Genomic DNA, 23,548 nt, shown 5'->3' with positions numbered 1-23,548 from the left:
GCTTCTTGAAAGTTAAACAAGCGGGTCGTATCGTGGCGGTGTCGTGAGTGTTTGAGATTTAAAGCATTTAGCGTCCAGCATCCAAGGAGCCCCCGTCATGTCCGCCCGTAGCCAGGAGCGCATGCCCGCCCTCTACCTCAGCCACGGCGCCCCGCCCCTCGCCGACGACCCCGTCTGGCCCGGACAGCTCGCCGCCTGGTCCGCCGACCTGCCGCGGCCCAGGGCGATCCTGATGGTCTCGGCCCACTGGGAAGAGGCCCCGCTCGCCCTCGGCGCCACCGAGACGGTCCCGCTCGTCTACGACTTCTGGGGCTTCCCCGAGCACTACTACCAGGTCCGCTACCCCGCGCCCGGCGCCCCCGAGCTGGCCGAGTCCGTACGGAAGCTGCTGCGCGGGCCGGGCACGCCCGTGCAGGACATCCCCGACCGCGGCCTCGACCACGGCGCCTACGTCCCGCTCGCCGAGATGTTCCCGGAGGCCGACATCCCCGTCCTCCAGATCTCCATGCCGACCCTGGACCCCGTACGGCTGATGGACATCGGCCGCAGGCTGGCACCGCTGCGCGACGAGGGCGTGCTGATCGTCGGCTCCGGCTTCTTCACCCACAACCTCGCCGCGCTGCGGCACACCGGCGGGGGAGTGCCGAGCTGGTCGGCGGAGTTCGACGACTGGGGGCGCCGGGCGCTGGACGCTCGGGACGTCGACGCCCTGCTCGACTTCGGGCATACCTCGCCCGCCGGGCGCCTCGCCCACCCGCGCACCGAGCACTTCGCCCCGCTGTTCGTGACCATGGGCGCCGCGGACGCCGCCGGGGAGCTGGGGGAACAGAAGTCGGTGATCGACGGGTTCTGGATGGGACTGGCCAAGCGGTCCGTGCAGTTCGGCTGACCGGGCGGACGGGCCGAAGGGCAACGGGCGGCTCCGGCAACCTTCGGGCGGCGCGGGTCGTCTATACCGGTGAAGGGCGCCGGTGCGGGGGTGGAGGGCGCCGGACGGGTGAGGGCGGTCTCAGGCGGGGGCGGACGGGGGACCGGGCGGAACCGGGCGGAAGCGGCTCGGAGGTCGCTCGACAGCCCCTCTGACCTGGGCATACAGCCCTCACGGAGATCCTCCGGGAACCCCTACGACCCCGCGCGGCCCGACAGGGTACTGCATGATCAGAAAAATTGAGGGGTGGGTTGGGAATTCTGTCCTGATTCCAGTCGTTGTTTCCATCGGATGCCGGGCACCCGGCGAGAGTGCCAAGAGTGGCGAGAGTGCCGAGAGCCCCCAGTGTCCACAGGACCACCCGCTGACCTCACCATCGCAAGGGAGCACGCATGGCAACCCGTGCCGTCGCCCGTCGTACGTCCGCCAACGGCGAGACCCGCGACGCGGCAAGCAGTGTTCGCGGCCATGGCGGCGAGATCGCCGACCGCGATCTGGTCGGCATGTACCTCGACGAGATCGCTCGGACACCGCTGCTCGACGCCGCCAAGGAAGTCGAGCTGTCCCAGACGATCGAGGCGGGTGTGTTCGCCCAGCAGGTCCTCGACGGCTACGAGGAGTCGAAGACCGACGCCAGCCGCGAGGAGCTGGAAGCCCTGGTCGCCGAGGGAGAGCGCGCCAAGGACGTCTTCATCCGCTCCAACCTCCGCCTGGTCGTCGCCGTCGCCCGCCGCTACCCGCGCAGTGGCCTGCCCCTGCTGGACCTGATCCAGGAGGGCAACGCGGGCCTGGTGCGCGCCGTCGAGAAGTTCGACTACCGCAAGGGCTTCAAGTTCTCCACGTACGCGACGTGGTGGATCCGCCAGGCCATCACCCGCTCGATAGCCGACCAGTCGCGCACCATCCGCCTCCCCGTCCACCTGGTGGAGGAGCTGGGCCGCATCCGGCGCGTGCAGCGCGAGTTCAACCGTGAGCACGGCCGTGAGCCGGAGCCCGCGGAGATCGCGGCCGAGCTGGGCTCCACGCCCGAGCGCGTCACCGATGTGCTCGACTGGGCCCGCGACCCGGTCTCGCTGAACATGTCGGTGGACGACGAGGGCGAGACGCAGTTCGGTGACCTGCTGGAGGACACCTCCGCGGTGTCCCCGGAGCAGTCGGTGCTGACGCTGCTGCGCAGCGAGGAGCTGGACGACCTGATCGGCCGCCTCGACCAGCGCACGGCCTCGATCATCAAGATGCGCTACGGCATCGAGGACGGCCGCGAGCGCACGCTGACCGAGGTCGGCAAGGAGCACGGCCTGACCCGCGAGCGCATCCGCCAGATCGAGAAGCACGCCCTGCTGGAGCTGAAGAAGCTGGCCCGTCAGACCGGCTTCGACGCGGCGGCGTGAGGAGTGCGCCCCGTCGCCGACGGCGGTACGGGAGTGGCGTGACGTGACGTCTGCTCCAGGGGCGCGTACGGTTGCGTGACCGCCGGTGGCGTACAACCGGCGGTGGCCGCGTACGCCGGGTGGCGAAAGCCCGCGCAAACATGGCCGTGTAACGCCGCTTAATCGGCCTGCGCCCGGGAACAAGACTTCCGGGCACAGCAGTTCGGGCACGTTCACCCCTGTCGTGCCCGACCAGAAGCCAAGTCCCGTCGCACACCCCCCCAGCGCCGGGACTTTCCCCGCCGGGCTTCGGCGCCTTCCCCCGGGCGTCGGAGCCCGGCCCTTTTGTGCCTGCGGCTTCCTGCTTACCTGGGAGCGGGCCACCCCGTACCTGAACACCGGGGTGGCCCGCTCCGGATGGCAGATTGTGCCACATGGGCATAGCCTGCCGACGTGAGCAGCACCACCCCGCCCTCTTCCGCGTCCCCGTCCCTGACCGAGCGGCGCAAGGCCGCCACCCGGATGGAGATCGCCCGCGCGGCCGCCCGGCTCTTCGTCGCCCACGGCCTGCGCGCCACCCGTGCCGAGGACATCGCCCAGGCCGCCGGGATCGCCCCCCGCACCTTCTACCGCTACTTCGCCACCAAGGAGGAGGCGGTCGCCCCGCTCTACGCGGCGGGCGCCGAGCGCTGGGCCGACGCGGTACGCACCGCCCCCGCCGAACTGTCCGTCCCCGCGGCCCTCGAACACGCCGTACGGCACACCCTCACCCCCGGCGCGGGCGTCTCGGCCGCCTCCTGGGAGTGGGCGCGCACCCTGATCCGCCTCGCCCGCACCAGCCCGGCACTGCGCAAGGTCTGGGCGGAGGTGTGCCAGGAGACGGAGGCGGCGCTGGCGGAGGTGCTGCTGGGGCGTACGGCGGCGGCGCGGGGCGAGGTGCCGGGTGGGGCATTGGGCGATGCGGTGGACGAGGCGGTGGACGAGGCGGTGGGCCGCGCGCCGGAGGACGTATCGGACAACGTTGCCAGTGCTGGCGCCCCCGTCCGTCCCGACGTGCGCTTCGCCGCCGCCGTCGCCAGTGCCGCCGTACGCGTGGCGGTGGAGTCCTGGGCGAACGGCGACGCGCCGCTCGACGGTCCCGAGGGGCCGGTGGAGTCGGTGCTGCGGAACCTGGGGGCGCTGCGGCGGTTCCCCTGGCCCGGGCAGGGCACGTAGCGGCGCGCGCGGAGGTCCACCTCGGACCCGCGCATCCGGGTCCCGGGTGCTCACCCACCCCCGGCCCGGCTCAGCCGTCCGCCCAGTTCCCGTACGCAGGCCGCGAGTTCCTCCGGCTCGTGGACGGTGAAGTCCCAGCCCAGCATGGCCAGCCGGACCGCCAGCCACTCCACCGGATCGCCGGTCGTGGCGCGCAGTCGGCAGCGGTCGGGTCCGAGGGGTTCGGGGGCGCCCAGCCAGGCCGGTACCCGGGCGGCGACGTCCTCGGCGGGCGCGGCGAATGTGACGGTGAAGTCGTACGTCTCCCGGTGGTGCCGTATGGAGCGCCGGAGGTACTCGGCGGCGTCGCCGGTCGGCAGCTCACGGGGGGCGAAGCGGGCGCCGGTGGCGAAGGGGCTGGTCACGCGGTCGACGCGGAAGGTGCGCCAGTCGTCGCGGTCGAGGTCGTAGGCGACGAGGTACCAGCGCCGACCCGTCGACACCAGCCGGTACGGCTCGGTGAGGCGTCGGGTCTCGGTGCCGTCCTTGGCGCGGTAGGCGAACCGCAGCCGCTCGTGCCCGGCCACCGTGGAGGCCATCACGGTCAGTGTTTCCGGGGCGATACTGGGGCCGTCTCCGCTGGTCAGCGGGGTGGTCGCGGCCTGAAGGGTGGTGACGCGGTGGCGCAGCCGGGAGGGCAGCACCTGCTCCAGCTTGGCGAGCGCGCGTACGGAGGCCTCGTCGACGCCCTCGACGGCGTGCCCGGCGCCGGCGCGCAGGCCGACCGCGATGGCCACCGCCTCCTCGTCGTCGAGGACGAGCGGTGGCAGCGCCTTGCCCGCGACGAGCCGGTAGCCGCCGTCGGCGCCCATGGTGGCCTGCACGGGATAGCCGAGTTCGCGGAGCCGGTCGATGTCCCGCCGGACCGTGCGCCGGGAGACACCGAGGCGTTCCGCCAGCTCGCCGCCGGGCCATTCGCGGGGCGTCTGGAGGAGGGAGAGCAGTTGGAGGAGCCGGGCCGGGGTGTCCGTCGTCATGGTGACGAGGATGCCCGATGAGTAGGACATGATCTGTCCTACTGGGGTTCTAGCGTCGAGGTATGACCTCCACCGAAACGACTCCGACCTCGGGCGGGAGCACCGCCGACCGGCGCCGCTGGCTCGCCCTCGCGATCATCATGACGGCGGCCTTCATGGACCTCGTCGACGTCACGATCGTCAATGTCGCGATCCCCTCCATCCAGCGGGACGCGGGCGCGTCCTTCAGCCAGATCCAGTGGATAACCGCGGGGTACGCGCTCGCCTTCGCCGCGGGCCTGATCACCGGCGGTCGGCTGGGTGACATCCATGGCCGTAAGCGGCTGTTCCTGATCGGTATCGGTGGCTTCACGCTCGCCTCGGCGCTGTGCGGGTTCGCGGTGAACCCGGAGATGCTGGTGGCCTCCCGCATCCTCCAGGGCGGTATGGCGGCGCTGATGGTGCCGCAGGTGCTGGCGATCGTGCACGCCACCTTCCCGGCGCACGAGCGGGGCAAGGTGTTCGGGCTGTTCGGCGCGATCGTGGGTCTTGGGGCGGTGTCCGGGCCGCTGCTGGGCGCGCTGCTGACGCAGTGGAACCTCTTCGGGCTCGAATGGCGGCCGATCTTCCTGATCAACCTGCCGGTCGGCATCGCCGGGCTGATCCTCGGCCGTCGTTTCATCACCGAGTCCAAGGCCCCGCGGGCCCTGCGTCTGGACCTGGTGGGTGTGGCGCTGGTGACGCTGGGGCTGCTGATGCTGCTGTACCCGCTGACCCGCGGGCATGAGCTGGGCTGGCCGCTGTGGGGGTATGTGTCGATGGGCGGCGCGCTGGGGGTGTTCGGGGCGCTGGTGGCGTACGAGCGGCGCAAGAGCGCGCGGGACGGTTCGCCGCTGATCGAGCTGTCGCTGTTCCGGGTGAAGAGCTTCGCGGCGGGCATCGCCGTACAGACCGTCTTCGGGATCGGGCTCGGCATCTTCTTCCTGGTGTGGACCCTCTACATGCAGATCGGCCTCGGCTGGAGCCCGCTGCGGGCCGGGCTGACCGGGGTGCCGTTCTCGGTGTCGGTGTCGGTGGCGGCGGGGATGTCGGTGCAGAAGCTGGTGCCGCGGTTCGGGCGCAAGGTGCTCCAGGCGGGCGCGCTGGTGCTGGCGTCCGGGCTGCTGATCTACCTGTGGGAGGCCGAGCGGTACGGCCTCGGCATCTCCTCCTGGCAGATGATGCTGCCGCTGGTCGTCATGGGCGCGGGCATGGGCCTGATCTTCGCCCCGCTGACGGACGCGATCCTGTCGGAGGTGCCGCACGAGCACGCCGGATCGGCGTCCGGGCTGATCAACACCGTGCAGCAGATGGGCAACGCGCTGGGGCTCGGGCTGGTTTCGGTGGTGTTCTTCGGGGTGATCGACGAGCGGGTGGCCCCCGCGCGGGTCGGCGCGGAGTTCGTGGACGCCTTCCAGCACTCGGTCGGGTGGGTCGCCGCGGTGATGGGCGTGATCTTCCTGCTGATGTTCGCGCTGCCGAAGCGGCCCGCGCAGCATGTGGAGGGTTCTTCGGCCGCGGAGGGTCCGGCGGTCAAGGAGCCTGAGCTGGTGGGGTGAGCCGAGGGGTGTGAGTTTGCGGGTGGCCCGGCATCGGGGTGATGCCGGGCCACACCTGTGTCCCGGCTCCCCGAGGGGTGGGTGAGCCCGTTCATGTCCGCTTGAAGCCCGAGCCTGTTTACTTTCCGGAAATCCGGGCGTAGCCTCCGCACTGAAACCACACGTTCGGGCAGAAAGCCAGACGGAAGCGGAGGCGAACGGGCATGTACGCACCGGAGCGGCAGCAGGAGATCCTCCGGCTCGCCCGCGACAGCGGCCGGGTGGACGTGGTCTCGCTCGCCGAGGAACTCCAGGTCACGGCGGAGACGATCCGCCGGGACCTGAAGGCCCTCGACCGCGCGGGCCTGGTCCGCCGGGTGCACGGCGGCGCCATCCCGGTCGGGCGGCTCGACTTCGAGCCGGACCTCGCCGAGCGCGAGTCCACCTCCACCGACGAGAAGGACCGCATCGCCAAGGCCGCCGTTGCGGAACTGCCGACCGAGGGCACGCTCATCCTCGACGCCGGTACGACCGTGGCCCGCCTCGCCGCCGCCGTCCCGCTGGAGGCCGACCTCACCGTCGTCACCCACAGCCTGCCGATCGCCGCCCGGCTCGCCGACCACCCCGGCATCCAGCTGCACCTCGTCGGGGGGCGCGTCCGGCACCGTACGCGCGCCGCCGTGGACGCCTGGGCGTTGCGGGCGTACGGCGAGATCCGCGCCGACGTGCTGTTCGTGGCCGCCAACGGCTTCTCCGCCGAGCACGGGCTGACCACCCCCGACCTCGCCGAGGCGGCGGTGAAGCGGGCGGCGATGGCGGCGGCCCGCCGGGTCGTGCTGCTCGCCGACTCCGCCAAGCACGGCCAGGAGCACTTCGCCCGCTTCGGCGCGCTGGGCGATGTGGACCTGCTGATCACCGACAGCGGGCTGAACCCCGAGGACGCCGCCGCCATCGAGCGGGGCGGTACGGAAGTGGTGCGCGCATGATCCTCACCGTCACCCCCAACCCGTCCCTCGACCGCACCTACGAGGTGCCCTCGCTGGAGCGCGGCGAGGTCATCCGCGCCACCGGCGAGCGCATGGACCCCGGCGGCAAGGGCGTCAACGTCTCGCGCGCCGTCGCGGCCGCCGGACGGCGCACGGTCGCCGTACTGCCCCTGGGTGGTGCGCCGGGCGCGCTCGTCGCCGAACTGCTCGACGCGCAGGGCATCGAGGTGGCGCCGGTCCCGGTGGCCGGGGCGACCCGCTCCAACATCGCCCTCGCGGAGGCGGACGGGGTACTGACCAAGATCAACGCGCCTGGTCCGGAACTGTCCGCGGCGGAGCAGGAACTGCTCCTGGAGACCGTACGGCGGCAGTCCCGCGACGCCGACTGGATCGCCTGCTGCGGCAGCCTGCCCCGCGGCCTCGCCCCTTCCTGGTACGCCGACCTGGTCGCCCGCGCCCACGCCGCGGGCACCCGCATCGCCCTGGACACCTCGGGCCCCGCCCTGCTGGCCGCGCTGCGCGAACGCCCCGACGTCGTCAAGCCGAACGCCGAGGAACTGGCCGAGGCGGTCGGACGGCCGCTGGCCACCGTGGGCGACGCGGTGAAGGCCGCCGAGGAACTGCGCGAGCGCGGCGCGGGCGCGGTCCTCGCCAGCCTCGGCGCCGACGGTCAGCTCCTCGTCGACGGCGCGGGGACCTGGTACGGCAGCGCCCACGTCGACGTCGTACGCAGCAACGTCGGCGCCGGGGACTCCTCCCTCGCCGGTTTCCTGATCGCGGGCGGCCGGGGGCCGGACGCCCTCGCCTCCGCCATCGCCCACGGCGCCGCCGCCGTCCAGCTGCCCGGCAGCGTGATGCCGACGCCCGGGGACCTGGACCCGGCGGCGGTGACGGTGACGGCGGAGGTACCGGTGGACCGGGAACTTTCGGAGCCGGTGTCATGAACGGGCCCTTACGCGCCGCCTATCGACCGGCTGTACGCGCAGCCCACCAGTCGGCTGTCATCCCCGTAGGCAGCCCCTGAGCCCCACAGCCCCCCACCGCACCCCGTCCCCACCCCCGCCCATCTCCCCACCCCGAAACGGGCGATACGCGTGCTAAGGAGCCCGCGATGAGCGACATGATCAACGTGGATCTGGTCGACCTCGACCTGTCCGCCGACACCAAGGAAGCCGCGGCGCGGGCCCTCGCCGAGCGCATGGTCGCCCTCGGCCGGGTGACCGACCTCGACGGCTTCCTCGCCGACGTGGCGGCCCGTGAGGAGCAGATGCCGACCGGCCTCGACGGCGGCATCGGCATCCCGCACTGCCGTAGCGAACATGTCACCGAGCCGACGCTCGCCTTCGGGCGCAGCGCGGCCGGGATCGACTTCGGGGCGGCGGACGGGCCCGCCGACCTGATCTTCCTGATCGCCGCGCCCGCCGGGGCCGACGACGCCCACCTCACGATCCTCTCGTCGCTGGCCCGCAAGCTGACGGACGCCGAGTTCACGGGCGCGCTGCGCTCCGTGACCGACGCGGCGGCAGCGGCGGCGCTGATACGGGGGGAGGAAGCCCCGGCCGCCGACGCGCCGGGCGCGGCAGACTCCGTGGCGGCCTCGGCGGCGGCCTCCACCGACGCCGCCACGGTCACCGAAGGCGCCGAGGGCGGCGACGACGCCGATGACGCTGACGACCGGGTGCCGGACGGCCCGTTCCGGATCGTCGCCGTCACCTCCTGTCCCACCGGTATCGCGCACACCTACATGGCCGCCGAGGCCCTGGAGAACGCCGGCCGTGACACCGAAGGCGTCGAGGTCGTCGTCGAGACCCAGGGCTCGGCCGGGTTCACCCGCCTCGACCCCGCGGTCATCGCGGCGGCGGACGGCGTGATCTTCGCCCACGATGTCGCCGTACGGGAGAAGGACCGCTTCGCCGGGAAGCCCACCGTCGACGTCGGGGTGAAGGCGGGCATCAACCGGCCCGCCGAACTGATCGCCGAGGTGCGCGAGAAGGCCGCCCGCGGCGAGGTCACGGCCGCCGCCCGGCCCGGCTCCACCCCCGTCGACCGGGCCGGTGAGCCCGGCGAGGGCTATGGCACCAAGCTGCGCAAGTGGCTGATGTCCGGCGTGAGTTACATGGTGCCGTTCGTCGCCGCGGGCGGTCTGCTCATCGCGCTCGGCTTCGCGATCGGCGGCTACCAGATCAACGAGGCCAAGTCCGTCACCGAGCACTTCGACTGGGGGCAGGTCGACAGCTGGGGCGCGCTGCTGTTCCAGATCGGCGCCGCCGCCTTCGGCTTCCTCGTCCCCGTCCTCGCCGGGTACATCGCCTACGGCATGGCCGACCGGCCCGGCCTCGTGCCCGGCTTCGTCGGCGGCGCGATCTCGCTGACCATCGGCGCCGGGTTCCTCGGCGGTCTGGTCGCAGGTCTGATCGCCGGTGGCGTCGTCCTCGCCATCCAGCGCATCGACATCCCACCCGTGCTGCGCGGCATCATGCCGGTGGTGGTGATCCCGCTGGTCTCCTCGGCGGTCGTCGGGTTCCTGATGTTCGTGGTGATCGGCAAGCCGATCTCCGAGGCGCAGAACGCCCTGACCGACTGGCTGAACGGCCTGTCCGGCACCAACGCCGTCCTCCTCGGCATCCTCCTCGGCCTGATGATGTGCTTCGACCTCGGCGGGCCCGTCAACAAGGTCGCCTACACCTTCGCCACCGCCGGTATCTCCGTCGCCGCGCCCAGCGACTCCGCGATGAAGATCATGGCCGCGGTGATGGCGGCGGGCATGGTGCCGCCGCTGGGCATGGCCCTGGCGACCGTGGTGCGCAAGAAGCTGTTCACCACGGCCGAGCGGGAGAACGGCAAGGCCGCCTGGGTCCTCGGCGCCTCCTTCATCTCCGAGGGCGCGATCCCCTTCGCCGCCGCCGACCCGCTGCGGGTCATCCCCGCCTCGATGGCGGGCGGCGCGGTCACCGGCGCGCTGACCATGGCCTTCGGCTCCACCCTGCGCGCCCCCCACGGCGGCGTCTGGGTCACCTTCCTGATCGGCAAGCCGTTCCTCTACCTGCTGGCCATCGCGGCCGGTACGGCGGTCACGGCGGGCCTGGTGATCCTGCTGAAGGGCCTGCGGGGGCCGGTGCGGGGCACCGAGTCGTCCGAGGCACCGGGCGGCGCGACGACCGCGACCACCGGCACGAAGCAGGCGGTGGCGGCGTAACGCACCCACACACGCAGCACCGGGCGGCGCGGGTCAGCGGACCCGCGCCGCCCGGCGCGTGTGCGGATCGCTGTTTGTCGCGGGGCGCCGGGTCAGGGGACCTGCGCCGCGCGGCGTTCCATGGCGTCCCGGGCGGCGTCCTCCGTCGGGTAGACCTCGCACATGTGCCGCCCGTCGGGCGTGGCCGTGTGCTCGACCTCCCACAGGGAGACCTCCTGGCCGTCGCGGAGCAGGAACGCGTGCTCGTACAGCGAGAAGCCCATGCCGATCCGGCCCGCCCGGCACGGACGCCCGAACGCCTGGGTGATCTGATGCGCGAACGCCGTGGTCAGCAGGGCCGCCGTGTCCGCGCCCGGCCGGTCCGGATTCTCCGCGCGGCGCAGCAGCCGGCGCGCGTGGTCCGCCGAGTCGTCCGGCACATACGCGTGCCGCGGCTCGGGAAGCGGCGACAGCTCCACCAGCACCGGAAGCTCGAAGTCCGGGGCGTCCGGAGGCATCGGCAGCCGCCCGGTGGCCACCCGCAGCTCCTCCTCGTCGACATACACCTCACGCTGCAAGCCGTGATCCGGCGCGGTGTTGTGGACCAGCTCCCACAGGGTGAGCGCCGAACCGTCCGTCAGCAGCCATGTGTGGCGGTAGGTCTCCCGGTGCAGGCCCGCGCCGTGGTGCGCGGAGTGCAGGGAGCTGTCGTGGGCCAGCGCGCTGTCGAGCCGCCTTATCGTCTCGTCGGGCAGTTCGAAGGAGTTCAGTGCACGGCCGAGCAGTCGCGCGAGGTGCTCCTCCGGAGACTCGGGCGACTCGGACGGTTCGTACGGTGCCGTCTCGTACGGAACGCTCAAGGTTTCTCCTGGCGTTGCTGCATGTCACCTTGTGGGTGCATACCGTAGCCCCTCGATCGGACATCATGTCCGGGAACCGAGAAAACGTACGCCGGGAAAACGGCCGCCCCGCGCGAAAAGTTCCCGCATTGCCGACGATCCGTCAAACCTTCGGCACCCCCGGCCACTTCTCGCCGCCTATCGATCCCCGTACAGCTCCCGGTAGGAGGGCCAGGCGCCCCCGGGGCCCGCCACCGGCTCCGCCGCCCGCAGCGCCCGCACGATCGCCCTGGTCACCATGTCCGCGCCCGCGGCGAGGACCTCGTTCAGCGCCAGCGGGTGCGGGTCCAGCGGGCGTTCCCCGGTCGCCAGCGCGAACACCGTGTCGCCGTCGCTGAGGAGGTGCACCGGCCGCACCGCCCGCGCGATCCCGTCGTGGGAGGTACCGGCCAGCTTCTGCGCCTGCGCCTTCGACAGCTCCGCGTCGGTGGCGACGACCGCGAGCGTGGTGTTCAGCGGGGGTGGCGCGTTCCTGGCCGCGACCTCCGCCAGCCGCCCGCGCGCCGCCTCGTGCACCCGTGCTTCCGGATACTCCACCCGTCCCTGGAACAGCTCCCCATACAGCACCCCCGTCTCCGGGTCCACCCCCTCTCCCGCCGCGTTCGCCACCACCAGCGCCGCCACCGTGATCCCCGAGCCGAGCAGGGTGCTCGCGGTGCCGACGCCGCCCTTCACCGTCCCGACCACCGCCCCCGTCCCGGCGCCGACGCAGCCCTCCGCCACCGGCCCGCCGTACTCGGTGGCCGCGGCCGCCTCGACGGCCGCCCGGCCGAGCGCAGCGTCCGGCCTGGCCCGGAAGTCACCGCCGCGCCCCAGGTCGAAGACGCAGGCGGCGGGCACCACCGGCACCACATGCGCCGGGTCCGGCCCGACCCGCACCCCCCGCCGCTGCTCCTCCAGCCAGGCCATCACCCCGGACGCCGCGTCCAGTCCGTAGGCGCTGCCGCCCGTCAGGACCACCGCCTCGGCCTTCTGCACCAGGTTGCGCGGATCGAGGGCGTCGGTCTCCTTGGTGCCGGGTCCGCCGCCGCGCACGTCCACCGCGGCGACCGCGCCGCCCTGCGGTGCGAGCACGACCGTCGTACCGGTGAGCCACCCGTCCCCGTTCCGCGTCGCATGTCCCACCCGCAGCCCGGCCACGTCCGTCAATGCGTCTGCTGTCATGAGGTCAGTGTGCTGTCCGGTGTCCGGTGTTCTCGGGTCGCGGTCGTGCGCGCCGACAGGATCACGCCGGTCGCCACCGAGAGTCCCGACACCACGCCCGCCGCCAGGACCGCCCAGTCGCCGAGGAAGGTGCAGCAGATCACCAGCAGCGCCGTGGTCGGCAGGACGATCTGCTGGGCCAGGCCCACCTTGAAGTGCCGTGCGTGCAGGGCCCATACGGACAGCAGGTACAGCGCGGCGGGCAGGGTCACCGACGCGGAGGCGGCCAGGGTGGAGATGTGGGCCACGCCGACCGCCTGCTCGACCGCCACCTCCAGGCCCGCGCCGATCGCCGCGGCCGACGCGAAGATCAGATAGTGGCCGTAACCCCACAGGAACGACTGTCTGTTGGAGCGCAGATGCCCGTGGATCGGCACCACGAAGTAGATCCACCAGGCGGAGAACACGATCAGCAGCCCGCCCGTGGCGATCGGCAGCAGCTCACCCAGCGCCTCGTGCTCGTCGGCGGCCGACTTCACGGCGACCGTGGCCGCGAGGATCGTCTCGCCGAGCACGATGATCGTGAACAGTCCGTACCGTTCGGCGATGTGCCGGGGGTGCCAGGTCGTGGGGCGGCTGCGTTCCGCGATCACCGGTACGGACAGCTCCGCGACCGCCATCGCCAGGAACAGCCAGGGGCGGACGGGTTCCGGCAGGACCAGCAGTCCCATCCAGCCGACCTGGCAGACCAGCACCCCGACCGCGTACCGCACGGCGACCGTTCTCTCGGCGCCCCGGGCCGTTCTCGCGGCCCGCAGCCACTGCGCGGCCATCGCCACGCGCATGAACACATAGCCCAGCACCACGAGCCCGTAGTCGTGGTCGTCGAAGGCCCGCGTCACCCCCGCGGCGAGCACCAGGACGCCCGCCATCTGCACCAGGGTGACGACCCGGTACAGCGCGTCGTCGTTGTCGTACGCCGAGGCGAACCAGGTGAAGTTCATCCAGGCCCACCAGATGGCGAAGAACACCATCGCGTAGTCCAGGATGCCCTCGCCGACATGGCCCTCCGCGAGGGCGTGCACCAGCTGGACGCCCGCCTGGGCGACGGCCACCACGAAGCAGAGGTCGAAGAACAGCTCAAGCGGGGTGGCGCCGCGGTGCACCTCGGTGCGGGTGCGGGCGATGAGCGGCCGCACCGGAGCCTGTGGGAACCGCCCGCCGGAAGACTCGGCCGGTCCGGTGGGCGGTGTTGAACTGGACATCATGAGATCAAGTCCAGCAGATACCTGGCCGAAAGTCTTCGGAACCAGCGTACGAAAGCGCGCGTCCCGGGCCCCGTACCCTGGAGGCATGACCACCGCATCCGCCCCCGAGCCGCGCGAGCCCAAGGCCCCGCTGATCTTCGACGACCCGCTGGACCAGCAGTCCTCGGACGACACGGACCGCGGGTGGGGCGAGCGGCCGGGTACGACGGGCGGGGACAGCGCGGACGACCTGAAGCGCTTCCTCGACGAGAAGCCGCCGCACCACCTCTGACCGCCGGTCCCGGCCCGCCCGCGGGCCGACGTCAGCGCCGGTCGGGCCCCGTGCCCCGCTGCGCGACCAGGGCGTCGCGGATCTCCTTGAGCACCTCCAGCTCGGTCACCTCGATGACCTCGTGGGTGCCTTCCCGCGCCTTGCGGCGGGCCTCCTGCCGGGCCAGGTACTTCGACATCGGCAGGACCATGATGAAGTAGACCACCGCCGCGGTGATCACGAAGCTGAGCGTGGCCCCCAGCACGGACCCCCAGAGGATCGTCACGCCGCTGGTGACCGTGCCGTCCTCGGCCACCACGCAGGGGCCCTTCAGGCATGACTGGTAGCTGTCGAGGTTCTGTGTGCCGATCGCGCCGACCAGTGGGTTGATGACGCCCTTCACCACCGAGTTGACGATGTTGGTGAAGGCGGCGCCGATGACCACCGCCACGGCCAGGTCGATGACGTTCCCGCGCATCAGGAAGGTCTTGAAGCCCTGCCAGACGCTCGGTCCCTGCTTCTCGCTCACTTAGGAGCCTCTCCTCACGCGCCCACGGCGCGGAACAAGTCACGGAACAAAACGCTCCGCAACCTACGTCAGGGCCCTGCGGGACTGTCCAACGGGGGCGTTCGAGGAGGCGGCTTGATGTAGCGTCAGGTCCGGCTGTGCGCACAGGGCGTGGCGCACCGATCACCACAGCGTCACCGCCAGCCGTGCCGTGGCGCTCGCGCCCGCCAGGTCCGCCGCCGCCGAGCGCGGGACGGAGAGCAGCACCAGCGCACCGGTTTCGGTCGACCCGTCCAGGTCCGTCACGGTCGCGTCGTCCGGATCGGCGGTGGCCCGCAACGGCTCGGGTGTCCTGCTGACCACCGCGCCGCGCGCGACCACCCTGGCCTCTTGGCCGGTCGCCGTCTCCTCCGCGGCGATGACATCGACCCGGTCGCCGGGCCGCAGCAGCCGCGCCGTGGCCGCGTCGGCGATCCGCACCGGTGCGGTCACCCGCCGGTCGCCGCGCCGCTCGTCCGCCCGGCCCGGCTCCCGCTCCGGCCGCACGACAGGGTGGCCGCGGGAGGCCTGCGCGTCCCGCGCGGGTTCCGACGGTGCACGTGGCCCGGCGGCCACCAGCGCGGCGGCGGTGACGGCCAGCCCGGCGGCTACGGCCCGCCGCCGATGCCGTACCAACCGGCGCAACCCCGCCCGCCCGCCACGCACCCGAACGGGAGCGAAGCCGGGCACCTCACGGCCGGGAGGCACCTCGGTGCCGGACGGGAACGGCAGCGGAGCCGCGCAGGAGGAAGGGGAGAAGGACGAAGAAGACGGCGAGGGAGGAGACACGGGCACGGGGACCACCACCTGGGACGGCGCGAGACGCGGCAACGGATCGGCTTGCCCGTCCACGATGAGGCCTCCCGGCGTGGCCCGCCGGAGCCCGTGCACTACTCACAGGTTGTGGACAACTCGCCCACTCGAACGAGAAGTTCCGCCGCCGCGCCCCGCCGCGCCCTGCCCCGCGTCGCGCCGCCTCACCCCCCGCCCCGCCTCACCTACGGCAGCTCGAACCCCGGATCCATACCGCCCAGCGCAGTCGTGCACAGACAGTCCCGCTCCTCGGTCGCGGGCAGCGCGGCCACCGCGTCGAAGAGCACGCCCCGCAGCCGGTCCACGTTCGCCGCGAACACCCGCAGCACCTCGTCGTGAGAGACGCCCTCGCCGGTCTCGGCGCCCGCGTCCAGGTCGGTGACCAGGGCCATGGACGCGTAGCACAGCTCCAGCTCCCGGGCGAGCGCCGCCTCGGGGTGGCCGGTCATGCCGACCACGGACCAGCCCTGCGCCCGGTGCCACAACGATTCCGCACGGGTCGAGAACCGCGGCCCCTCGACCACGACCAGCGTGCCGCCGTCCACCGGCTCCCAGTCCCGTCCGCGGGCCGCCTTCAGCGCCGCCGCGCGCCCGGTGGGGCAGTACGGGTCGGCCAGGGACACGTGCACGACGTTCGGCACCCGGCCGTCGGGCAGCGGGAGGCCGTCGAAGTACGACGAGGCCCGGGACTTCGTGCGGTCGACCAGCTGGTCCGGCACGAGCAGCGTGCCCGGCCCGTACTCGGGCCGCAGTCCGCCCACCGCGCACGGCCCGAGGACCTGGCGCACCCCGACCGACCGCAGCGCCCACAGGTTGGCGCGGTAGTTGATCCGGTGCGGCGGCAGATGGTGGCCGCGTCCATGCCGGGGCAGGAAGGCGACCCGACGGCCGGCGATCTCGCCTAGGAAGAGGGAGTCACTGGGCGCTCCGTACGGCGTGTCCACCTGGACCTCGGTCACGTCGTCGAGGAACGAGTAGAAGCCGGAGCCACCGATCACGCCGATCTCGGCGTTCACCTTGTTCGCCATGCCCCTGACCCTAGCTGGCCGCCGGGAAACCCAGATACGCCGCCGGGAAACCCAGGTACGCCGCCGAGAGGCCCGGATACGCCGAGGACCCCGCCGTCGGTCGACGACAGGGTCCGGGCGAAGGCGCGCTGAGTGCTACGCGGCGGAGCTGGAGGAGCTGGAGGTGGTGCTGCCGCTCGACGACTTCGAGTCGGAGGACGACGACGAGGACGTCGAAGAAGCGGAAGAGGACGTCGACGGCTTGGACGACGCCGGGCTGCTGCTCGACGAGGAGCCGCGGCTGTCGTTGCGGTAGAAGCCGGAGCCCTTGAACACGATGCCGACCGCGGAGAACACCTTCTTGAGGCGGCCACCGCAGTTGGGGCACTCGGTCAGGGCGTCGTCGGTGAACTTCTGCACCGCCTCGAGGCCCTCGCCGCACTCGGTGCACTGGTACTGGTAGGTCGGCACTGTCTTCCTCCTGGCACTCTCACTCGATGAGTGCTAACGACGCTCCATAGTGACGTATTCCCGCCGATCAGTCCACTGTCACCGGGGCGCGGTGACCGACACCACGTGCGACGGTCCGCGAGCTTGCCGGTGCCCTCAGACGCGAGCGCAGCGCCAACACGGTCACCAGGGCGAGCAGCGTGCCGCCCATCGGCACCAGGAACCCGGCGCCGTCGCCCACGCGGTCCTCCAGCTGCCCGGCGACCGTGACCGCGGCGGCCTGGCCGAGGGCGACCGCGCCGGTCAGCCAGGTGAACGCCTCGGTGCGGGCACCGGCCGGGACCAGGCCCTCCACCAGGGTGTAGCCGGTGATCAGGGCGGGCGCGATGGCCATGCCGACCAGCAGACCGAGTCCGGCGAGGACGACCACCGACTGGGTGGCCCACAGCCCGGACGCGACCAGCGCGAGGGCGGCGTAGCCGACGACCAGGCGGTGCTGCGGGGCGGACTTCCAGGCGATGGCGCCGCAGACGATGCCGGAGATCATGTTGCCCGCGGCGAAGACGCCGTACAGGACGCCGTTCAGGCCGGGCTCGCCGATGGACTCGGTGAACGCGGCCAGGGAGACCTGCATGCCGCCGAAGACGGAGCCGATGCCCAGGAACGCCACGATCAGCACCCGCACGCCGGGTACGCGCAGCGCGGAGGCGTGCTTCACGCGCGCGTGGGCGCCGGTCGAGACCTGGGGCTGGGTGGAGCGCTGGGCGGCGAACAGCAGACCGCCGACCAGGGTCAGCGTGGCCTCCGCGACCAGGCCGGCGGCCGGGTCGACGGTGGTGCACAGGGCGGTCGCGAGCAGTGGGCCGACGACGAAGGTCAGCTCGTCCGTGACCGACTCGAAGGCGGCGGCGGTGGTCATCAGGGGGGAGCCCTGGAGCTTGACGCCCCAGCGGGCGCGCACCATGGGGCCGATCTGGGGCACCGAGGCGCCGGTCGGGACGGCCGCCACGAACAGCGCCCACAGGGGAGCGTCGGCCAGCGCGAGCGCGGTCAGGGCGAGTCCGGACACGGTGTGCGCCAGCACCCCGGGGACCAGGACGGCGCGCTGTCCGAAGCGGTCGGCGAGACGGCCGCTGTAGGGCGCGAACAGCGCCATGGAGACGCCGGTGACGGCCGCGACGGCGCCTGCCGCGCCGTAGGAGCCGGTGGTGTGCTGTACGAGCAGCACGATGGAGAGGGTGAGCATCGCGAACGGCTGGCGTGCCGCGAACCCGGGCAGCAGAAACGTCCAGGCGCCGCGGGTGCGCAGCAGCTGTCCGTAACCCTGGCGGGAGGAGGACGCCGAGTTCTTCGGCTCCTTCGACGAGGTGACCGTGGACTCCACGGCCCGTGCCTTTCTGCCGCCTGGTAGCGCGGCCCCTTCGGGTGGGGGCGGCGCCGAGAGCTGTCCTCGTGCGCGGATGCGGTAGATACCGGTGCCCGCTGCTCCAGCGGGCTACCCGGCCGCCATACGGTCGCGCCAGCTCTGCGTCAGGCAGAGTTGGTTCGATCAGGTGGTTCACCCACATGGTACAAGGAGCGGCGGGCGGCGCACCTGTGAAAGCGAGCACCACAGGACTCGCCACCTGCGATTACCACCCGTGACTACGTCTCGCCGCCGTTGGTGCCCAGCCACCCGGCCAGCTTGCCGCCGCGGCCGACGGCCCGCAGGCGCCGCTCGGCGGCCTCCCGGGTGGGGTCGGTGGTGACGACGAGCAGTTCGTCGCCGCGCCGCAGCACGGTCGTCGGCAGCGGTACGAACGAGGTGCCCTCCCGGACGACGAGGGTGACGGCGGCCCCGGCGGGCAGCCGCAGCTCGGCCACCTCGACGCCGTGCATCCGCGAGCCCTCGGGGATCGCGAGGGACAGCAGGTGCCCGCGCAGCCGCTCCAGGGGCGCCGACTCGATGCCGAGGTCGGCGGCCCCGGAGCTGTCGCCGAGGCGCAGCTTGCGGGCGAGCCAGGGCAGGGTCGGACCCTGGATCAGAGTGTAGACGACGACCAGCACGAAGACGATGTTGAAGATCCGCCGGCTGCCCTCGACGCCGTTCACCATGGGGATGGTCGCCAGGATGATGGGCACGGCGCCGCGCAGCCCGGCCCAGGACATCAGGGCCTGCTCCCGCCAGGGCACCCGGAACGGCGGCAGGCAGAGGAAGACGCTGAGCGGGCGGGCGACGACGGTGAGGACCAGCCCGATGACGAGTCCGGCGAGGATGTCGGCGCCCAGTTCGTGCGGGGTGACCAGCAGTCCGAGCAGGACGAACATGCCGATCTGGGCGATCCAGCCGAGGCCGTCGGCGAAGCCGCGGGTGGCGGGCCAGTGCGGCAGCCGGGCGTTGCCCATGACCATGGAGGCGAGGTACACCGCGAGGAAGCCGCTGCCCTCGGCGATGGCGCCGAGCGCGTAGGCGCTGACGGCGATCGCCATCACGGCGATGGGGTAGAGGCCGGAGGCGGGCAGGGCCACGTGCCGCAGCGCCCAGGAACCGAGCCAGCCGACGGCCAGGCCGATGGCGGCGCCGATGGCCAGTTGCAGGCTGATCTTGCCGAGCAGCGTGTACCAGTTCTCGATCGGCCCGGCGGTGGAGAATGCGACGACGAGGATGACGACGGGGGCGTCGTTGAAGCCGGACTCGGCCTCCAGGGTGCCCGTCACGCGCGCGGGCAGCGGGATACGCCGCAGGACGGAGAAGACGGCCGCCGCGTCGGTGGAGGAGACCACCGCGCCGACGATGAGGGCCTGGCGCCACTCCAGCCCGGTCAGGTAGTGCGCTCCGGCCGCCGTGACGCCCACGCTCACCGCGACCCCGGCCAGCGCCAGCGCGGAGGCGGCGGGCAGGGCGGGTCTGATCTCCTTCCACTTCGTGCCGAGTCCGCCCTCGGCGAGGATCACGACGAGGGCGGCGTACCCGATGACCTGGGTCAGTTCGGCGTTGTCGAAGTGGATGTCGCCGATGCCGTCCTGGCCCATGGCCATGCCGATGCCGAGGTACACGAGCAGGCTGGGGAGCCCGCTGCGCGAGGAGACCCGGACCGCTGCGACGGCGACGAGCAGGACGAGCGAGGAGACGAGCAGGAGCTGGTTGAGGTCGTGGACAGTCAGCGGCCGTTCCCTTCCCTGGCTCACGTGCGGCACGCGCGCGTGAACGCCTTCGAGCATGGGACACGAAGCGGCGGCGCGCCCCCGCGGCCGGCCCTGGGCTTCGTATCAACCAATCGGTTACTTCATTACCTTACCTAACTCTTGACGATTTCTTGACGCGAGGACAGGCATGATCGAACGTCCGTCCGTCCCGGTTCCCCACTCCGCGTCAACTGGCTCAAGGCGCTGCGCCTATGGTTGCTCCAGCGCTCATTCAAAATCACAGCCCGACCTGCCGCTCGCGTTAGGACAGCAAGGACAGCGATGCCCCCCAACACCACCGCCTCAACGGGTCAGCAGCCCGGCAAGTCCGGCAGGAAGAAGGGACGCGGAGCCCGCCTGATCGTGTTCGTGCTGGTACTGGCCATCATCGGCGGCGTCGCCTACGGGGCGTACTGGTCCATCAGCACCGTGCGGGCCTCCTTCCCGCAGACGAAGGGCTCGATCACGCTCGACGGCCTCTCCGGGCCGGTCGACGTCAAGCGGGACGGCTACGGCATCCCGCAGGTCTACGCCTCCTCCGACGAGGACCTCTTCATGGCGCAGGGTTTCGTCCAGGCGCAGGACCGGTTCTATGAGATGGACGTCCGCCGCCACATGACGTCCGGCCGCCTGTCGGAGATGTTCGGCAAGAGCCAGGTGGACAACGACGAGTTCCTGCGCACCCTGGGCTGGGACCGGATCGCGCGCGAGGAGTACGACAGCAAGCTGTCGGACGAGACGAAGACGTACCTCCAGGCGTACGCCAAGGGGGTCAACGCCTATCTGGAGGGCAAGGACGGCGAGGACATCTCGCTGGAGTACGCGGCGCTGGGCTTCACCAACGACTACAAGCCCGCGAAGTGGACCCCGGTCGACTCGGTCTCCTGGCTGAAGGCGATGGCGTGGGACCTGCGCGGCAACATGGAGGACGAGATCGACCGGGCGCTGATGACCAGCCGTCTCGGCCCCCAGCAGATCGCGGAGCTGTACCCGCAGTACCCCTACAGCCGTAACAAGGCGATCGTCCAGGAGGGTCAGTACGACGAGCTGACCGGGGCGTGGACGCAGGGCGACAGCGGCACCGGCACGGACACCGGCACCGGCACCGGCACCGAGGGCTCCACGGGCGGCGTCGGCACCGACCCGAGCGGCACCGATCCGCTCGGCACGTCGACGGGTTCCACCGACGCCCTCCAGACCCAGCTCGGCGGCCTCTACGGCCTCCTGGAGGACCTGCCCACCGCCGTCGGTGTCAACGGCAACGGCATCGGCTCCAACTCCTGGGTCGTCGGCGGCGCGCACACCATCAGCGGCAAGCCCCTGCTCGCCAACGACCCGCACCTGTCGGCCTCGCTGCCGTCCGTCTGGTACCAGATGGGCCTGCACTGCCGCAGCGTCTCGGAGAAGTGCCAGTACGACGTCGCGGGCTACACCTTCGCGGGCCTGCCGGGCGTCATAATCGGCCACAACCAGGACATCTCCTGGGGCATGACCAACTCCGGCGTCGACGTCACCGACCTCTACCTGGAGAAGCTCACCGGCGAGGGCTACCAGTACGACGGCAAGGTCGTCCCGTTCACCACGCGCGAGGAGACCATCAAGGTCGCCGGGGGCGCCTCCAAGCGGATCGTCGTCCGGGAGACCAACAACGGCCCGCTGCTGTCCGACCGCGACGACGAGCTGGTCAAGGTCGGCAAGAAGGCCACCGTCGACACCGCGGCGCCCGACCGGGGCGACGGCTACGGCATCGCCCTGCGCTGGACCGCGCTGGAGGCGGGCACCACCATGGACGCCGTCTTCGCGATGAACAAGGCGGCCGACTGGGACGACTTCCGGGCGGCGGCCGCACTGTTCGAGGTGCCCTCGCAGAACCTGGTCTACGCCGACACCGACAACAACATCGGCTACACCCTGCCGGGGAAGATCCCCACGCGCGCGAAGAACCACGACGGCTCCATCCCCGCGCCGGGCTGGGACGCCAAGTACCGCTGGACCGGTTACATCGAGCAGGACGAGCTGCCGTACGAGTACAACCCCGAGCGCGGCTACATCGTGACCGCCAACCAGGCCGTCGTCGGCAAGGACTACCCCTACACGCTCACCACGGACTGGGGCTACGGCACCCGCAGCCAGCGCATCACCGACCTGATCGAGTCGAAGATCAAGGGCGACGGCAAGATCTCCACCGACGACATGCGCCAGATGCAGATGGACAACAGCAGCGAGATCGCGAAGCTGCTCGTCCCCCAGCTGCTGAAGATCGACGTCGGCGACAAGGACGTCCGCGCGGCGCAGAAGCTGCTGGAGGGCTGGGACTACACCCAGGACGCCGACTCGGCGGCGGCCGCCTACTTCAACTCGGTGTGGCGCAACATCCTCAAGCTGTCCTTCGGCAACAAGCTGCCCAAGGAGCTGCGCGTCAAGGGCCAGTGCCTGTGGGTCGACCCGGTCAACACCACCGGTCCGGCGGACGAGGTGGAGAAGGTCCGCGAGTGCGGTCAGCGCGACGCCGAGCAGGCCCAGCCGGACGGCGGCGACCGCTGGTTCGAGGTGGTCCGCAACCTGATGGACGACAAGGACAGCGACTGGTGGACCACGCCCCGGTCGGGCACCCGCCCGCCGGCCTCCGCCAACCGTGACGACCTGTTCAAGCGGGCCCTGATCGACGCCCGCTGGGAGCTGACCGCCAAGCTGGGCAAGGACATCGACACCTGGAGCTGGGGACGGCTGCACCGCCTGTTCCTGAAGAACCAGACGCTCGGCACCTCCGGCCCCGGCTTCGTCCAGTACGTCCTCAACCGCGGCCCCTGGAAGCTCAGCGGAGGCGAGGCCACGGTCAACGCGACCGGCTGGAACGCGGCGGGCGGCTTCGGCGTCGTCTGGGTGCCGTCGATGCGGATGGTGGTCAACCTCGACAACCTCGACAAGTCCCAGTGGATCAACCTCACCGGCGCCTCCGGCCACGCCTACAACGCCCACTACGTCGACCAGACCGACAAGTGGGCCAACGGCGAACTGCTGCCGTGGGCATTCACCGACAAGGCGGTCGACGACAGCACGAGCGACACGCTGGTGCTCAAGCCCTGACCGGGACCCCTCGGGAAGGGGCCGTCACGCGCGCGTGACGGCCCCTTCCGGTGTTCGAGGAGGTTCAGGAGAAGCGCCGCACCCCGGACGGCGTCACCACCGCCCGCACCGGCCGGTCGTGCGGCTCCTCAGGGACGTGCCCGACGACCTCCGTGTCGTAGAGCAGCACCACCAGCGCCGGACGGACACCCGCGCGGTCCAGCCGGGCGAGGACACGGTCGTACGACCCTCCGCCGCGGCCCAGCCGCATCCCGCGTGTGTCGACGGCGAGGCCGGGCAGCAGCACGGCGTCGGCGGCGGCGACGGCGTCCGGTCCGAGCCGCTCGCCGACGGGCTCCAGCAGCGCCATCCGCCCGCCGTGCCGCACCCGCGCGAGCGAGCCCTCGCCGGTGTACTCGCCCCAGTCCAGGTCGTTGTCGGGCAGCAGCACCGGAAGCAGGACGCACACGCCCCGCGCGCGCAGCGCGTCCAGCAGCGCGAGCGTGTCGGGCTCGCTCCCCACGGAGACGTACGCCGCCACCGTGCGCGCATGCGCCAACTCGGGCAGGGCGAGCGCGTGCCGCGCCAGCGCAGCGCCGGATTCCCGCACGTCATCCGCTGTCAACCTGTTCCTCACCGCGAGGAACTCCCGTCGCAACGTTCGCTTGTCAGGCTCGGCCCCGGACCCCATCTG

At 71.9% G+C, this 23,548-nt stretch carries 20 protein-coding genes; 9 read left to right on the top strand and 11 right to left on the bottom strand.

Going from position 1 to position 23,548, the window contains the following annotated elements; all coding sequences use genetic code 11:
* The first annotated feature begins 97 nt into the window (after nucleotides 1–97).
* The 3 genes from KBY47_RS10845 to KBY47_RS10835 all read left to right on the top strand — a co-directional run bounded on the left by KBY47_RS10845 (nucleotide 98) and on the right by KBY47_RS10835 (nucleotide 3,513).
* A complete protein-coding gene (locus KBY47_RS10845; protein ID WP_210920806.1) occupies nucleotides 98–889 on the top strand; it encodes a dioxygenase in 792 nt (263 codons plus the stop codon).
* 431 nt (nucleotides 890–1,320) lie between these two features.
* Nucleotides 1,321–2,319 carry an RNA polymerase sigma factor RpoD/SigA gene (locus tag KBY47_RS10840; RefSeq protein WP_210920805.1) on the top strand — a complete coding sequence of 333 codons (999 nt, stop codon included), beginning with the start codon at nucleotides 1,321–1,323 and terminating at the stop codon, nucleotides 2,317–2,319.
* Nucleotides 2,320–2,820: 501 nt separating this feature from the next.
* On the top strand, nucleotides 2,821–3,513 hold the full coding sequence (locus KBY47_RS10835) for a TetR/AcrR family transcriptional regulator (RefSeq protein ID WP_210920867.1): 693 nt from the start codon (nucleotides 2,821–2,823) through the stop codon (nucleotides 3,511–3,513).
* 50 nt (nucleotides 3,514–3,563) lie between these two features.
* Here the strand turns inward: KBY47_RS10835 and KBY47_RS10830 are convergent, their stop codons facing one another.
* Nucleotides 3,564–4,529, bottom strand: a complete 966-nt coding sequence (locus tag KBY47_RS10830) for a YafY family protein (protein ID WP_210920866.1) — start codon at nucleotides 4,527–4,529, stop codon at nucleotides 3,564–3,566.
* Nucleotides 4,530–4,591: 62 nt separating this feature from the next.
* On the opposite strand from KBY47_RS10830, the gene KBY47_RS10825 reads away from it, so the two are divergent.
* The 4 genes from KBY47_RS10825 to KBY47_RS10810 all read left to right on the top strand — a co-directional run bounded on the left by KBY47_RS10825 (nucleotide 4,592) and on the right by KBY47_RS10810 (nucleotide 10,267).
* Entirely contained in the window at nucleotides 4,592–6,106 is a 1,515-nt protein-coding gene (locus KBY47_RS10825; protein ID WP_210920804.1) for an MFS transporter, read from the top strand.
* Between the two features lie 203 nt (nucleotides 6,107–6,309).
* Complete coding sequence (locus KBY47_RS10820) at nucleotides 6,310–7,071, top strand: DeoR/GlpR family DNA-binding transcription regulator (RefSeq protein WP_210920803.1); 762 nt, start codon at nucleotides 6,310–6,312, stop codon at nucleotides 7,069–7,071.
* Nucleotides 7,068–8,015, top strand: a complete 948-nt coding sequence (pfkB, locus tag KBY47_RS10815; protein ID WP_210920802.1) for a 1-phosphofructokinase — start codon at nucleotides 7,068–7,070, stop codon at nucleotides 8,013–8,015. The genes KBY47_RS10820 and pfkB overlap by 4 nt, the downstream gene beginning before the upstream one ends.
* Nucleotides 8,016–8,182: 167 nt before the next feature.
* The gene (locus KBY47_RS10810) at nucleotides 8,183–10,267 is read left to right on the top strand and encodes a fructose-specific PTS transporter subunit EIIC (protein ID WP_210920801.1); all 2,085 of its coding nucleotides are present in this window, start codon (nucleotides 8,183–8,185) and stop codon (nucleotides 10,265–10,267) included.
* A gap of 92 nt (nucleotides 10,268–10,359) precedes the next feature.
* Here the strand turns inward: KBY47_RS10810 and KBY47_RS10805 are convergent, their stop codons facing one another.
* The 3 genes from KBY47_RS10805 to KBY47_RS10795 form a co-directional block, all read right to left on the bottom strand.
* Nucleotides 10,360–11,106: a DUF6227 family protein gene (locus tag KBY47_RS10805; protein ID WP_210920800.1), complete on the bottom strand. Its 747-nt coding sequence runs from the start codon at nucleotides 11,104–11,106 to the stop codon at nucleotides 10,360–10,362.
* A gap of 177 nt (nucleotides 11,107–11,283) precedes the next feature.
* Nucleotides 11,284–12,309, bottom strand: coding sequence for a P1 family peptidase (locus tag KBY47_RS10800; protein WP_210920799.1), 1,026 nt, complete (start codon nucleotides 12,307–12,309; stop codon nucleotides 11,284–11,286).
* Nucleotides 12,306–13,553: a low temperature requirement protein A gene (locus KBY47_RS10795; RefSeq protein WP_210920865.1), complete on the bottom strand. Its 1,248-nt coding sequence runs from the start codon at nucleotides 13,551–13,553 to the stop codon at nucleotides 12,306–12,308. Before KBY47_RS10795 ends, KBY47_RS10800 begins: the two co-directional genes overlap by 4 nt.
* A gap of 88 nt (nucleotides 13,554–13,641) precedes the next feature.
* Between KBY47_RS10795 and KBY47_RS10790 the strand changes: the two genes are divergently transcribed.
* Nucleotides 13,642–13,827 (top strand): hypothetical protein, encoded by a 186-nt coding sequence (locus KBY47_RS10790; protein WP_210920798.1) that lies wholly within the window; start codon nucleotides 13,642–13,644, stop codon nucleotides 13,825–13,827.
* 31 nt (nucleotides 13,828–13,858) lie between these two features.
* Here the strand turns inward: KBY47_RS10790 and mscL are convergent, their stop codons facing one another.
* From mscL to KBY47_RS10760, 6 genes are all read right to left on the bottom strand, one after another.
* Nucleotides 13,859–14,335: a large conductance mechanosensitive channel protein MscL gene (gene mscL, locus KBY47_RS10785; protein ID WP_210920797.1), complete on the bottom strand. Its 477-nt coding sequence runs from the start codon at nucleotides 14,333–14,335 to the stop codon at nucleotides 13,859–13,861.
* 162 nt (nucleotides 14,336–14,497) lie between these two features.
* Nucleotides 14,498–15,148, bottom strand: coding sequence for an RcpC/CpaB family pilus assembly protein (locus KBY47_RS10780; protein WP_374103065.1), 651 nt, complete (start codon nucleotides 15,146–15,148; stop codon nucleotides 14,498–14,500).
* A 203-nt stretch (nucleotides 15,149–15,351) separates the two neighbouring features.
* Nucleotides 15,352–16,194 (bottom strand): S-methyl-5'-thioadenosine phosphorylase, encoded by an 843-nt coding sequence (locus KBY47_RS10775; protein WP_210920796.1) that lies wholly within the window; start codon nucleotides 16,192–16,194, stop codon nucleotides 15,352–15,354.
* A 135-nt stretch (nucleotides 16,195–16,329) separates the two neighbouring features.
* Nucleotides 16,330–16,644 carry an FmdB family zinc ribbon protein gene (locus KBY47_RS10770; RefSeq protein ID WP_210920795.1) on the bottom strand — a complete coding sequence of 105 codons (315 nt, stop codon included), beginning with the start codon at nucleotides 16,642–16,644 and terminating at the stop codon, nucleotides 16,330–16,332.
* A 67-nt stretch (nucleotides 16,645–16,711) separates the two neighbouring features.
* Nucleotides 16,712–18,007, bottom strand: a complete 1,296-nt coding sequence (locus tag KBY47_RS10765) for an MFS transporter (protein ID WP_210920794.1) — start codon at nucleotides 18,005–18,007, stop codon at nucleotides 16,712–16,714.
* Between the two features lie 260 nt (nucleotides 18,008–18,267).
* The gene (locus KBY47_RS10760; protein WP_210920793.1) at nucleotides 18,268–19,824 is read right to left on the bottom strand and encodes a potassium/proton antiporter; all 1,557 of its coding nucleotides are present in this window, start codon (nucleotides 19,822–19,824) and stop codon (nucleotides 18,268–18,270) included.
* A gap of 246 nt (nucleotides 19,825–20,070) precedes the next feature.
* Here KBY47_RS10760 and KBY47_RS10755 point away from each other — a divergent pair, with 246 nt between their 5' ends.
* Entirely contained in the window at nucleotides 20,071–22,875 is a 2,805-nt protein-coding gene (locus KBY47_RS10755; protein ID WP_210920792.1) for a penicillin acylase family protein, read from the top strand.
* Between the two features lie 64 nt (nucleotides 22,876–22,939).
* Here the strand turns inward: KBY47_RS10755 and KBY47_RS10750 are convergent, their stop codons facing one another.
* The gene (locus KBY47_RS10750) at nucleotides 22,940–23,545 is read right to left on the bottom strand and encodes a 5-formyltetrahydrofolate cyclo-ligase (RefSeq protein WP_210920791.1); all 606 of its coding nucleotides are present in this window, start codon (nucleotides 23,543–23,545) and stop codon (nucleotides 22,940–22,942) included.
* Nucleotides 23,546–23,548 lie beyond the last annotated feature (3 nt).

This window comes from Streptomyces sp. B93 (assembly GCF_018070565.1).
Classification (GTDB): domain Bacteria; phylum Actinomycetota; class Actinomycetes; order Streptomycetales; family Streptomycetaceae; genus Streptomyces.
This window is presented reverse-complemented; position numbering and strand designations above follow the sequence as displayed.

What these genes read in the sequence shown, in the direction of transcription:
- KBY47_RS10845 (WP_210920806.1), top strand. Translation starts at nt 98, where the DNA reads ATGTCCGCCCGTAGCCAGGAGCGCATGCCCGCCCTCTACCTCAGCCAC.
- KBY47_RS10840 (WP_210920805.1), top strand. Translation starts at nt 1,321, where the DNA reads ATGGCAACCCGTGCCGTCGCCCGTCGTACGTCCGCCAACGGCGAGACC.
- KBY47_RS10835 (WP_210920867.1), top strand. Translation starts at nt 2,821, where the DNA reads ATGGAGATCGCCCGCGCGGCCGCCCGGCTCTTCGTCGCCCACGGCCTG.
- KBY47_RS10830 (WP_210920866.1), bottom strand. Translation starts at nt 4,529, where the DNA reads ATGACGACGGACACCCCGGCCCGGCTCCTCCAACTGCTCTCCCTCCTC.
- KBY47_RS10825 (WP_210920804.1), top strand. Translation starts at nt 4,592, where the DNA reads ATGACCTCCACCGAAACGACTCCGACCTCGGGCGGGAGCACCGCCGAC.
- KBY47_RS10820 (WP_210920803.1), top strand. Translation starts at nt 6,310, where the DNA reads ATGTACGCACCGGAGCGGCAGCAGGAGATCCTCCGGCTCGCCCGCGAC.
- pfkB (WP_210920802.1), top strand. Translation starts at nt 7,068, where the DNA reads ATGATCCTCACCGTCACCCCCAACCCGTCCCTCGACCGCACCTACGAG.
- KBY47_RS10810 (WP_210920801.1), top strand. Translation starts at nt 8,183, where the DNA reads ATGAGCGACATGATCAACGTGGATCTGGTCGACCTCGACCTGTCCGCC.
- KBY47_RS10800 (WP_210920799.1), bottom strand. Translation starts at nt 12,309, where the DNA reads ATGACAGCAGACGCATTGACGGACGTGGCCGGGCTGCGGGTGGGACAT.
- KBY47_RS10795 (WP_210920865.1), bottom strand. Translation starts at nt 13,553, where the DNA reads ATGTCCAGTTCAACACCGCCCACCGGACCGGCCGAGTCTTCCGGCGGG.
- KBY47_RS10790 (WP_210920798.1), top strand. Translation starts at nt 13,642, where the DNA reads ATGACCACCGCATCCGCCCCCGAGCCGCGCGAGCCCAAGGCCCCGCTG.
- KBY47_RS10775 (WP_210920796.1), bottom strand. Translation starts at nt 16,194, where the DNA reads ATGGCGAACAAGGTGAACGCCGAGATCGGCGTGATCGGTGGCTCCGGC.
- KBY47_RS10760 (WP_210920793.1), bottom strand. Translation starts at nt 19,824, where the DNA reads ATGCTCGAAGGCGTTCACGCGCGCGTGCCGCACGTGAGCCAGGGAAGG.
- KBY47_RS10755 (WP_210920792.1), top strand. Translation starts at nt 20,071, where the DNA reads ATGCCCCCCAACACCACCGCCTCAACGGGTCAGCAGCCCGGCAAGTCC.
- KBY47_RS10750 (WP_210920791.1), bottom strand. Translation starts at nt 23,545, where the DNA reads ATGGGGTCCGGGGCCGAGCCTGACAAGCGAACGTTGCGACGGGAGTTC.